Origin of the sequence: Flavobacterium saccharophilum, assembly GCF_900142735.1 — a bacterium.
Classification (GTDB): domain Bacteria; phylum Bacteroidota; class Bacteroidia; order Flavobacteriales; family Flavobacteriaceae; genus Flavobacterium; species Flavobacterium saccharophilum.
The window spans coordinates 1158643-1172180 of sequence record NZ_FRBY01000001.1 but is presented as its reverse complement, the minus strand read 5'-3'; the positions used below and the strand labels follow the sequence as shown (position 1 = coordinate 1172180).

Sequence of the window (13538 nt, the reverse complement as noted above, 5' to 3'; positions counted from 1 at the left end):
CTAAATTTTAAAATTGTAAATTAACCCCTAACATTATAGTTCTAGCTTGTGGATAATATCCTTTATCAATACCTAAAACACCTCCACCAATTTCTGGATCATAACCAGTGTATTTTGTAAATGTCAATAAATTTTCACCAGTCAAATAAAGTCTTGTTTTTGAAAGACCTGCTTTTGAAATAACATCACTAGGTAAGCTATATCCAATTTGAATAGTTTTAATTCTCCAATAATCTCCATCTTCTAAATAAAAATCTGATGGACGTGAGAAGTTTTTATTGTTATCAACTGATGATAAAATTGGGTAAGAATTAGTAGATCCTTCACCTGTCCAACGCCCTAATGCAGAAGTTTGATAGTTAGCATCTGTAATATCCAGACGACGCAATCCCTGGAAAATTTTATTTCCTATCGCTCCCTGAGTAAAGATTAATAAATCAAAGTTTTTATAATCTAAATTAATTGTAAAACCATATGTGTATTTTGGAAGAGGGCTTCCGATAAAAGTTTTATCATCATCGCTAATTTGTCCATCTCCATTAAGATCCTGCCATCTAAAATCACCTGGTCTCGCATCAGGCTGAATTAGACCTCCTGCAGCATTTGTGTAAGCGCTAACTTCTGCTTGATTTTGGAAAATTCCCTGTGTTTTAAATCCATAAAAAGAATTATACGATTGGCCCACTTGCGTTCTTGTAACAGCACCCATATTTTGGAAACTAGCATCTCCGGAAATAAACTGAATACCTTGTCCTAGATTTGTTACTTCGTTTTCTAAGTAAGAAATATTTCCGCTGAAACCAACATTTACCTGACCAATTTTTTTACGGTAAGACAATTCTATATCAATACCTTTATTTTCCATGTCTGCAATGTTTGCAGATGGTCTTCCCGGGCTACCAACGTGACCTGGCAAATCAATATCTTGAAGAATACCACTAGATTTTTTAACATAAAAATCTGTAGTTAAAGACAAATCATTAAAGAAGGTAATATCAAACGCTACGTTAGCCTGACTAGTTTCTTCCCATTTCAAATCCGGATTAGAAGGCGCATTTGGACTATTTCCAATTACAACAGAACCTTGATTTCCGATTGTATAGTTTCTACCTGATCCAATTGTAGGTAAGAATTTGAAATCTCCGATAGCGTCGCTACCTGTAATTCCGTAACCCCCTCTAAATTTCAACTGTGTTACTACTTTGTTTTCTGGCCAAAAATTTTCTTTGGTTGGTACCCATCCTAAAGAAAATGATGGAAAAGTTCCGTATTTATAATTTTGACCAAAACGAGAAGAACCATCACGACGTACAATACCTGTAAGAAGATATTTTTCCTTGTAATCATAATTTAACCTTGCGAATAATGAAGTTACTTTATGCTCGTAACCATCATAAGCAGAAGCAGTAATATCGTCTGTTACAGCACCTGAGTTGAAAGTAGCTTCATCAAAAGTAGTTGCTGGCAAGTTTTTATAAGTAACAGTAGAACCAGAAGTAATGTTATCTACGTAAGCTCCCTGTCCAACCAATACTGAAAAGTTATGATCGTCAATTTGTCTTGTATATGAAACAGTGTTTTCGATATTCCATCCGAAACCTTTGTTTGAATTACGTGTTAAACTATTATTTGGATTAATAGTAGAAGAGTTAAAATAAAATACTGGTGTAAAGCTTTCTGCACCCCAATAGGCTAACTTACCACCTAACGTACTTCTAATTTTTAAACCTTTTACGGCTTCAAGTTCTAAATATGCATTTCCAACAAAATTATCAGACCATCCATAATTTCCTAATCTTGTTTGAATATAAGCCAATGGATTACTCATTTCCTGAGTTACTACTTGAGATACTCCATAAGGATTTCCATTTGGATCTCTCAAAGTATAAGGCTGATTGTATGGATATCCCTTTGCAACATTAGGATCAGTAACGATCGCCGGTGTTGTAGGATCTAAATTAATCGCAGAACTTAATGGACCACCATATTCATTATTCGTATTACCAATTCCAACATTTTTTTCGTGAGAATATCCTAAAGTCTGACCAAAAGTTAATCCTTTCACAATTTTATGAGTCGAATTTAAACGGATGTTTTTTCTATTGTAATTAGAAATAGGAGTTGCCACAATACCTTGTTGATCCAATAAACCAAAAGAAACATAAAATGTAGACACATCATTTCCTCCTGACAAGCTGAATTCGTGACCAGTCTTTTGAGCACTGTCGTTAAAGATCGTACTTTGCCAATCAGTACCAGCACCAAAAGAAGATGGAGATTGATATGGTAATGAATATGGCTTCGTTGCATCAGGAACATATCCATTTGCATATCTTTCGTTCATCAAAGTAGCATATTCCGTTGCATTCAATAAATCTAATTTTCTTGCTGCTGCAGAGAAACCAGTATAACCATTATAGTTTACACTCATTTTACCTGATTTTCCTTTTTTTGTTGTTATAAGAATAACACCGGCAGCTGCCCTTGCACCATAAATTGCTTGTGATGCGGCATCTTTTAAAACCTCCATTGACGCGATATCAGATTGATTTAAATAACCAATTCCTCCTGAATCAACAATAACTCCATCAACAACCCATAGTGGTTCATTATTTCCAAAAGAAGTAATACCCCTTACGCGTATTGTAGAAGAAGACCCTGGTTGCCCTGCATTTGCTGCAATGGTAACCCCAGATACTCTACCTTGAAGAGACTGCTCAACTCTAGTTATAGGCAAATCTTCTAAATCGGAGGCTTTAACACTGGAGATCGCTCCCGTTACAACCGATTTCTTTTGAGTACCATATCCTACAACCACAACTTCGTTCAACGATTGCGATTCAGGTTTTAATTGAACTGTAATTTTTGTTCTTCCGTTTACAGCTTCTGTAACAGTTGCATATCCAATAAAAGTAACTGTTAAAACACCGTTTGAAGGCACTTGGATTTGGAATTTTCCGTCAAAATCTGATGCCGTTGACTTTGTAGTACCTTTCAATAAAATAGTAGCACCTGGAACTGGCATTCCACTCTCATCATTTATCATCCCATTTACTGTGACATCCTGAGCCACAGCTATAACCGAGAATAACAAAGACGAAACACAAAAAATAAGTAATTTTGTTAATTTCATTTTTCTAAAAATTTTGGTTAATTAATTAGTAATTTGATGCAATAATAATGTTATTTTTTTACTATCTACAATTAAAATTCCCTACAAAAACACATCAAAGCAAAATTTACAACATTACAAAAACACATCATTTTTTTTTTAATTTATTAATTTACAGTTAATTAAAAATAAAATTTAAGATGTTATGAAAATGTTAATTACAAAAATAAACACTACAGTTGCTTAAGAATGCTTATTTTTATCAATAAAATACTTTACTACCTCGTTGTAGTGTATTAAAAACAACTTCAATACACTGGAAAACAATTAATTACACGTAATAAATCGAAATAAATTAAAAAAATCATGAAATTGATAAAATCATATTTTATTATTATTTTTTTTACATTATTCACAACACCATTTTTTGGGCAAGTAAAAGGTATTGGCTTGCCTGATGTAAGAAATTACAAGCGAAATGAGTATAAAGGAGGAACTCAAAATTGGAATATTGGGCAGGATAAAAATGGAAACCTATATTTTGCTAACAATAATGGCCTTTTACAATTTGATGGCTCATCATGGAGGAAATATCCTTTGCCTAATTTAACATCTGTACGTTGCTTGAAAATTGATGATTCAGGGAAAATCTATGTAGGCGGTTATAATGAATTTGGCTATTTTCAGCCCAATGAAAAAGGAAAACTTAAATACACATCTTTAGCAAAGAGGGTTGATAAAAGCAAAATCAAAATAATCGACTTTATCTGGAAGATTCATACCTTAAATAACCAAACCATTTTTCAGTCTTTTGCAAGAGCATATATCTTTAAGGATGGAAAACTTACTATTTTAAAAGCTCCAAAACGATTTCAATTCTCATTTGTCGTTAGCAACAAACTCTATTTTCAGGATATAGAAAAGGGTATATTAGAATATCGAAATGGAAAATTATACGCTTTACCCAATACAACCAGTCTTAATAATACCGAGGTCTGGGGAATGTATGCCCTCAATAAAAACAAAACCTTAATTATAACGCTTGAAAAAGGATTATTCATCTACGAAAACAATACGGTAAAACCATGGAATACCGAGGCAAATAACTTTGTCAAAAAAAACAACTCTTTAGGCGGAGTAACAATAAAAAACAACTTTATTGTTTTAAACTCCGTGTTAGATGGTATTGCCATTTGTGATTTCGATGGTAAGATTATCCAACATATCAATCGAAAAAAAGGACTGCAAAACAATACAGTTTTAACATCCTTTATTGACAATAAGAACAACCTATGGCTTGGCCTTGATAATGGTATTGCATTTATAAACGAAGGATCTCCTTTTACCTATTTTGGCTTCAGCTATGACATTAGTACTGTTTACGCCTCAGTAATTCATCAAGGAAATTTATACGTAGCAACAAACCAGGGAGTTTTCTATCATGCCTGGAATGGTAGCTTCAAGGAAGATACTTTTAAGCTTGTCGAAGGGACAACTGCGCAATCCTGGAATGTTCAAATCATTGACAATGAATTAATCTGTTCAAACAACAGAGGTGCATTAGTTATAAAGGGAGGAAGAGTAACGAATACTATCGATTCTAAAGGTTATTTCGGTTTTAAAAATATTCCAAACCGACCTGGCTTTTTTATAGGCTCAAATTATGATGGATTTGCCATTTTTCAAAAAACATCTGCCGGATTAATCTATAAGAATCAGGTTATCGGCTTTGACAAATCATCCAATAGCTTTGAGCTTGATAAATCATTTTTATGGCTAAAAAAAGACGAGTCAATATACAGAATGTCTCTTAGTAATGATTTAACAACATTTTCATCTATCAAAAAAATTGACCGATTAACTCCTCAGTATAAAAACATTGGAAGTATTCAGAAAATTGACAATCAATTATACTTCCAGACGAATAACCATTTTTATAAATACTCTCAGGAGCAGGATTTATTTTATGAGGATAAGAACTTATCTAAATTATTCAAAAATATACCCAATATAAATGCATTGAGTGAAGATTCACAATCGAATTTATGGTATGCATTTGATGAATCTATTGGTGTATTAATGAAGAGAAACAAATACTATACTAATATTGTCGCTCCCTTTTCAAACTTAACAGGGAATTTGGTTAATAATTATTTATCGGTCAACACTATTGACTCTAAGAATATTTTTATCGGATTAACAGATGGATTAGCCCATTACGATTCTGAACTCCTGAACAACTATGTAACAAAACCAAAAGCATTTATTCGAAGCTTTTCTTTTCCGGGTGACACAATTGTGTTAGGAAACAACCAAAATAAAATTGAGAACATTCGAATTCCATATTCGTCAAATCACGTGCGTTTCACATTTTCATCACCTACTTATGAAAACCTTGAAAATGTAGAATTCTCTTATCAACTGGAGCCTTTTGATGACAAATGGAGCAACTGGTCAACTATCTCTATTAAAGAGTACACAAATCTTCGTGAAGGAGATTACAAAATGAACGTAAAAGTTAGAAACAGCTACGGAATTCAATCTGAACCGTCAACACTTTTATTTACCGTTTCTCCGCCTTGGTACAGACACTTTTTGGCACTTATAATTTACTTTGTTTTAATCATCATTGGGATTTATGTTATTTCGAACCGAATCAAAATGAAGATCAGAAAAAATAAATATTATGAAACGATAGAACAAAGAAGACTGTATCTTGAAAAAGAATCAAAAATTAGGCAAGAACAGTATGATCTTGAAAAAGAAATTGAGAAACTGAAAAACGATAAACTTCAGATCAAAATCCTGGCAAAAGACAAAGAATTAGTAAATAACTCTTTGCAGGTTGTAAAGAAAAATAAAATCTTAAACGGCATTATTCACAAACTAAAAGAAATTGACGTTGAGGCCCTCGACGATTCAACAAAATTCCAAGTCAGCAAACTAAATAAGAGCATTGTAAAAGAGGTAAATACAGACAAAAGCTGGAAAGATCTTGAGAAACACATCAAGAACGTTCACTTTGAGTTTTTGAAGCGTTTAAAGGAAAAATACCCAACTATTTCACCACGAGAACTTGACTTGTCAACTTATCTTTTAATGAACATGTCAACCAAAGAAATTGCAGAAATCATGAATATTTCGACTGGCGGAGTTGAGCTGGCAAGATACCGCCTAAGAAAAAAATTAGGATTAAATAAAAAAGAAAACCTAATAGGTTTTCTAATGAGTATATAAAAATCAAAAAGCCATTCGTTCCTACGAATGGCTTTTTATTATGAAATATATTCCAGAGTACGCTCGAGCGCCATTCCCCTGGAACCTTTTATTAAAATGGTACTATCTACAAAATGTATTGTTTTCAAATCGTTTGCAAAATCCTCGAATGTCTCAAAAAAATGAATATTTTCGCTTGCAATCTTATTTTCATAAAACGCCTTTCCAATCAAATAGCAAACTGATCTATTTTGATTTAATAAAGATTCAACGATAATTTTATGTTCTTGCCGACTTTCTTTTCCTAATTCAAACATATCTCCCAAAATCATCGCTTTATTATGACCATCTAATTGAAGGAAATTGGCAATAGCAACCGCCATACTACTCGGATTAGCATTGTAGGCATCAAGAATGATTTGGTTTGATCCCTTTTTTAATAATTGGGATCTGTTATTTTCCGGAATATAGTTTTCGATAGCCTCTTTTACAGCTTCATTATCCACTTTAAAATAACGACCAATGGAAACTGCAGCATTTATATTATTTGAATTATACAGGCCAATTAAATGCGATTCAACAGTAAAATTTTCATAATCTACCACCACAAAAGGATTTGCAGTAATATTTTCAATTTTCACATCAGCTTTATCATTTTTTAAGCCAAAAGTAAATGATTTGATACCTGTAGATTTTTCGACCTGAATTGAATCCTCAAGATTAACGAAAGCCAATTTATCATTCTTGGCTAAATATTGATACATTTCGCTTTTCCCTTCTATTACACCTTCTACACCTCCAAAACCCTCTAAATGCGCTTTCCCAAAATTGGTGATGTATCCATAATCAGGCTGAGCAATTTCACATAAAAATTCAATTTCTTTTTTATGATTCGCTCCCATCTCAACAATTCCAATTTCAGTTTCTGTATTAAAACTTAACAACGTCAATGGAACTCCAATATGATTGTTCAGATTTCCAACTGTCGCTTTCGTTTTGTACTTTTTAGATAAAACTACATTAATAAGCTCTTTTGTTGTTGTCTTTCCATTACTGCCGGTCAGGGCAATAATTGGTAATTTTAAATAAGCACGATGAAATTTTGCTAGTTCCTGTAAAGTCTCTAAACTATCCTGAACAAGAATAGTTCTTTCATCTATAAAATAAGATTCATTATCAATAATAACAAATAAAGCTCCTAACTCAAGTGCTTGTTTAGCAAAAGTGTTTGCATCAAAGTTTTCGCCTTTAATAGCAAAAAAAATGGAATCTTTTTCAATTTTCCTTGTGTCAATTGAAAGAGATTTACATTTTAAAAACAGATTATGAATTTCCTGAATATTCATTTATAAATTTTTTAATAGATCGTAAAAGTAGAAAAAAATAAATACAAAAAATTCCAAATTCCATACTGAAATGTTCAGCTTTTGGAATTTGGAATTTGTGTTATTGAATTCTAAAAAACTTAGTTTCTAGGTGATTTTCTTTTTTCAGCTTTTGAACCTACTCTAGACATTGCACATCTGAATCCAATGTAATCAGTTGCCATATCCTGAGGGAAATATCTTCTTTGAGCCGGATCTAACCAATACGCTCTGTCTCTCCAAGAACCACCTTTGTAAACTCTTACTTTATCATCGATCAAAGTAGTACGCTTACTTGAGTTATCATATTTTCTAGTCATCTGACCTAAACTATCAGTAGTGATATTATGTTTAGGAGAATTATACATTGTTTGATCTGCTTTTGGCCCTGACTCAGAATCTCCAAAGTCAAAATATCTAGAAGATTGTTTATCACCATCTCTATAATTAACATTGTCGCTTGTGCTGAAATTTGTTCTCAAATATGTTTCTTGTTCATCAACCGGAACCTGAGCAATTTCTCCTGGAAGATTTCTTGCTACAACTTTACCGTTACTTAAAGTATCATATTTAATGTTAGCTGTTGAAACGATTTCAATTTTACCGTCTTTACCAATTTTGTTTTTAGCATATTGATTTCCTCTATAGTAGTTAAAATCATTTGCTTCATTATCAATAATAGGTCTGTAAACATCGGCTACCCATTCTGCAACGTTACCAGCCATATCGTATAATCCGAAATCATTTGGCGCATAACTTTTTACAGAGTTTGTAATATCAGCTCCATCATCAGACCAACCTGCAATTCCACCGTAATCACCGTTTCCTTGTTTAAAGTTAGCCAATTGATCTCCTTTGTTTTTACGTTTTGATGAACGTGTATAATCTCCAGACCAAGGATATTTCTTTTGTCCTTTGTAGATATTATATTCTCTTTGTCCTACATCTGCCGCAGCTGCATACTCCCATTCTGCTTCAGTAGGAAGTCTGTACTCAGGTAAAATAACACCTGAAGAACGTTGTGCATACACATTTTTCTCTTCCGGAACTACACCATCTTTTCCAGCTTTAGGTCTTTTACCGCTAGGATTTTTCTTTAAAACCAATTCTTCATTTCCACCATAAGTTGTTGATGGAGAAGCAAGATAAGCTTCTGTATTGAATAAACTTTCAGCACTAACGTCTTGCGTTTTAGCACCTTTTTTAAGATACCCGTCTTTTTCAAGAACAGCTTCGTTTACACGGTCTGTTCTCCATTTACTAAATTCAACTGCCTGAATCCAGTTTACACCAACTACAGGATAGTTTGCATATGAAGGGTGTCTTAAGTAGTTATTAGTCATCGTTTCATTATATCCAAGACGATTTCTCCATACTAAAGTATCTGGCGATGCTCCCTCGTAAATATTCTTGTAATTTTCTTCTGTTGGAGGAAAAACTTTCTTCAACCACTCCAGGTATTCTAAGTACATACCGTTCGTAACTTCAGTTTCATCCATGTAGAATGATTGAACGTGTTGTTGAGTCGGCGTGTTATTCCAATCGTGCATAACATCATCCTGTACTTTACCCATAGTAAATGTACCTCCTTCAACAAAAACTAAACCAGGACCAGCCTGTTGTTTTTTCCCTGCATTTCTGGCAGAAGTTCCATTCTGACTATCTACGTCCCAACCTGTTGCTCGAGAAGCGTGACTGGAACTCGATTTTTTGCTACAACTAGCCGTGCCCAACATCAATACCATTGACATCATTAATTGCAAGGCTACAATTTTGTTTACTTTCATACTCATTCTTAGGTGATAAATTTAGGTGCTGCAATATAATAATTAACATTTAATTAGCAACATCTGTTCTAATAATTTTATTTCACTGTTTTTTTTACCAGAAAATAACCTATAGTTACGAACGCAAAAATATACTTTTTATTATTTACTGTAACATGAAATACTATATTTTTACTTAGTAAAATAATTTAAAAATAATATCTAGTTTTCAACTTATGAAACAGCGCCTAATCTTATCTCTTTTTCTTTTTCCAATTTTGGTATTTTCCCAAATAAATGGGGACTTCACAATAGATTGGAAAACTAAAAAAGAAATGAGTTTTGGAGATTTAAAAATAACCATACCCTATTTTTCAGGCAACAGTTTCAGGTATGATAATTCAAAAAAAAGCATCGCCTTACTACTCAATTTGAACCAAACGGATTATTCCAACTCTTCATCTGTTCAAATTTCCAACATTATTTATGAATCGGTCTTATTATCTGACTTAGGTGATTTATCTCTTGAAAATATCCCGACAAAACCAAATGAAACGTTAAAAATCGCTTCATCAAGAGACAAAAGACAACTTTTTCTTTCTCTTTCTCCTCTTATCAAAGAAGGAAATAGTATTAGACGTATTCGGTCATTCTCATATAATTTAAACAATAGCACATCCAAAAACAGTACTACTTCTATCACACAAAAATCAAATGCCATTCAAAATTCTATATTAGCAAGTGGAGACTGGTATCGTTTTTATGTCGAAAAATCAGGTGTTTATAAAATTTCAAAAGCTTTTTTACAAAGTTTGGGATTTGACGCTTCTAAAACCGACCCAAAAAGAATTAAAATCTATGGAAATGGAGGCAGAATGCTTCCTTTAACGAACAATACTTATTACCCAGATGATTTAACCGAGAATGCTATTCAAATTGTTGGCGAATCCGATGGCATTTTCAACAATGAGGATTATATACTTTTTTATGCCGAAGGAACTGACAACTGGAGCTCCGAAAACCAGACAAACCTCAATTTATTTGACACCAAATCTTATTATTATATAACCGTAAGTGGTGGCGATGGTAAAAGAATTCCTAACCTGAATCAACCTTCTGCAAATACAACACTTGAACTAAACACGTTTGATGACTATCAATTTCACGAAGTTGACCAAACAAACATTGCACACTTAGGACGTCAGTGGTTCGGAGAATCATTTGATATTAATCAGGAACAGGAATTTACATTCGCATTTCCAAACCTCGAAACCTCAGTGCCATTAAAAATTGAAGTCAACACCGCTTCAGCCGCTTACACCCCTACTTCATTTGCAATTACAGCTAACGGACAAAATATCGGCACCATTAACTTCAATGCCTTGGTACAAAGTTCAGAAACCAAATTTTATACCGGAAAACTGCCTGCAAACACTTCGTTTACCGGAGCCGAAAGCGTAAAAATAAAACTTACTTACAATAACAACGGTGTTCCGGGATCGAAAGGATACCTGGATTATATTAATATAATTGCGAAAAGAAAACTTCTGGGAACCGGAAAACAATTTAAGTTTCAATACGATTTAGCTGGCTCTACAGCTGGAATCGTAAATTATACTATTGGAAACGCTATAGGAATTTCTCAAATCTGGGACGTTACAGACCTATATAATGTATCAAAAATAGAAAACGCCAATCAGACTACTTTTAGTTTCAAAGCTTCTTTAGGAGAAATACGAAAATATATCGCCCTTGATCCGGCCGATTATTTTACTCCTTTAAAAGAAAGCCAATCAAAAATTGCCAATCAAAATTTAAAAGGAACCCTATTTAAAAACACACAAAATAGCTTTCAGGATATAGACTATATTATCATTACGCCCAAATCATTAGTTTCCCAAGCCGAAAAACTAGCTAATTTTCATCGCTCCTATTCTAATTTGAACACAAAAGTAATAGTACTAGAAAATATCTATCAGGAGTTTTCTTCTGGAAAGCAGGATATTGCTGCCATTCGAAATTGCATTAAATACATTTACGAAAATGCATCTGCTCCAGAAAAAAGAATAAAATACGTAAATCTTTTTGGCGACGCCTCCTATGATTATAAAGACCGAATTTCGAACAACACCAATGTTGTACCTATATATCACTCCTTAAATAGTAACACAATTGGAGAATCTTCGTTTGCCTCTGATGATTTTTACGGACTTATGGATCCGGACGAAGGAAACGTAATCTCGTTTTTTGGTGGCATTGACATAGCCGTTGGAAGAATGCTTGTTTCAGACAATGCTCAGGCTGGAGAAATGGTCAATAAAGTGTTGGAGTACCATGATACAAAATCGTATGGAAACTGGAGAAATAATTTTGTTTTGGTAAGTGATGACTCAGACCAGAGCTCAGATGCTTCTTTACAGTCCCGTCAAAACAGTTTAGCCGACAATATCGCAACGGAAAAACCATTTTTTAATATAGATAAAATTATTCTGGACTCCTATACACAAGAAGCTTCCGCAGGAGGATCAAGATACCCGAAAGCAAGAAGTGATTTTTTTGATGCTTTTGAAAAAGGAGCTTTAGTATTTAATTATTTAGGGCATGGCGGTGAAGATGGTTTGGCGAGTGAAAGAATTTGGGAAAAATCAGATGGTCAAAACTTAAATAATCAATATAAATATCCCTTATTTATAACTATTACATGTGAATTTTCCAGATTTGATGATCCAACAAGACCAACGGCCGGCGAATATACTTTTTGGAATCCAAAAGGAGGTGCAATTTCTATGCTAACTACCATTCGTGCAATCGGTCAGTTTAATGCCGAAAACTTCAATGATAATTTAAGTAAAAACCTGCTTTCCTACGGCTCAAACCAATACACGACAATTGCTGAAGCACTGCGAATTTCAAAAAACGAAAACCCAAGTTATTCTAGTAATGTGATTTTTTATATTGGAGATCCTGCTTTGATGTTAGCAATTCCGAAACCGAGAATAAATTTAACAAAAGTAAATGATGTTGTGATCTCACAACCAATTCCAGACCTCAAATCGTTGTCAAAAATTAAAATATCAGGCGAAATCACCGATGAAAACAACACTTTATTAAGCAATTATAATGGTGAATTAGCCACTGCGATTTTCGATAAATTAATCACAACTTCAACCTTAAATAACGATGGATATAGTCCTGCAATGTCATTTAAAACTCTTGGTGAGACTATTTTTAGAGGAAACGCAACTGTAAGCAACGGTCAGTTTGAATTTAGTTTTGTTGTTCCAAGGGATATTAGGATCGCTGTCGACTATGGAAAAATCAGCTTTTATTCGAAAAAAAATCAGCTTTTAGAAAACCAATCGGGCTATAGCAGCGTAATTAAAATAGGAGGAATAAATGAAAATGCACCTCAGGACAATATTAGTCCAAAAGTGAAGTTATATATGAACGACGAAACTTTTGTTTCGGGTGGTATTACAAATAGCTCCCCATTTCTTTTGGCGCTATTAGAAGATGAAAATGGAATAAATACTGCCAGTGGAATTGGTCATGATATTGTTGCAATTTTAGATGGAGATGTAAGCAATCCGTATATTTTGAATGATTATTATCAAACAAAATTAGACGATTACACCAACGGAAATCTACGTTTTCCATTACGAGATTTAGCACCGGGAATGCATACGATAAGTTTTACAGCCTGGGATGTTTACAACAATCCGGTAACAAGTGAAATACAATTTGTCGTAGTGGGAGATGAATCATTGACATTAACGCATGTTCTTAATTACCCAAATCCGTTTTCAACCTACACTCAGTTCTGGTTTTCACACAACAGACCTTACGAACCTTTAGATGTTCAGGTCCAGGTAATGACCATAACTGGAAAAGTAGTATGGACAAAAAATCAAATCATTACTACTGAGGGTTTTTTATCTAGAGAGATAACATGGGACGGAAAAGACGATTTTGGAGACCGAATCGGAAAGGGAGTTTACATTTACAAGCTTACAGTTAAATCTAATTTAACAAATAAAAAGGCAGAAAAATACGAAAAGCTTGTCATCTTATAATAATATA

5 protein-coding genes are annotated in these 13538 nt (G+C 33.5%); 2 read left to right on the top strand and 3 right to left on the bottom strand.

What is annotated here, in order from left to right:
- Window positions 1–7 precede the first annotated feature (7 nt).
- Window positions 8–3133, bottom strand: coding sequence for a SusC/RagA family TonB-linked outer membrane protein (locus BUA98_RS04880; RefSeq protein ID WP_072970460.1), 3126 nt, complete (start codon window positions 3131–3133; stop codon window positions 8–10).
- A gap of 345 nt (window positions 3134–3478) precedes the next feature.
- Between BUA98_RS04880 and BUA98_RS04875 the strand changes: the two genes are divergently transcribed.
- Window positions 3479–6349, top strand: a complete 2871-nt coding sequence (locus BUA98_RS04875) for a triple tyrosine motif-containing protein (protein ID WP_072970459.1) — start codon at window positions 3479–3481, stop codon at window positions 6347–6349.
- Between the two features lie 38 nt (window positions 6350–6387).
- Here the strand turns inward: BUA98_RS04875 and BUA98_RS04870 are convergent, their stop codons facing one another.
- Together BUA98_RS04870 and gldJ are read right to left on the bottom strand one after the other, a co-directional pair.
- Entirely contained in the window at window positions 6388–7674 is a 1287-nt protein-coding gene (locus BUA98_RS04870) for a UDP-N-acetylmuramoyl-tripeptide--D-alanyl-D-alanine ligase (RefSeq protein ID WP_072970458.1), read from the bottom strand.
- A gap of 119 nt (window positions 7675–7793) precedes the next feature.
- On the bottom strand, window positions 7794–9479 hold the full coding sequence (gldJ, locus tag BUA98_RS04865) for a gliding motility lipoprotein GldJ (protein ID WP_072970457.1): 1686 nt from the start codon (window positions 9477–9479) through the stop codon (window positions 7794–7796).
- A gap of 215 nt (window positions 9480–9694) precedes the next feature.
- Here gldJ and porU point away from each other — a divergent pair, with 215 nt between their 5' ends.
- A complete protein-coding gene (gene porU, locus BUA98_RS04860; protein WP_072970456.1) occupies window positions 9695–13531 on the top strand; it encodes a type IX secretion system sortase PorU in 3837 nt (1278 codons plus the stop codon).
- Window positions 13532–13538: the final 7 nt, after the last annotated feature.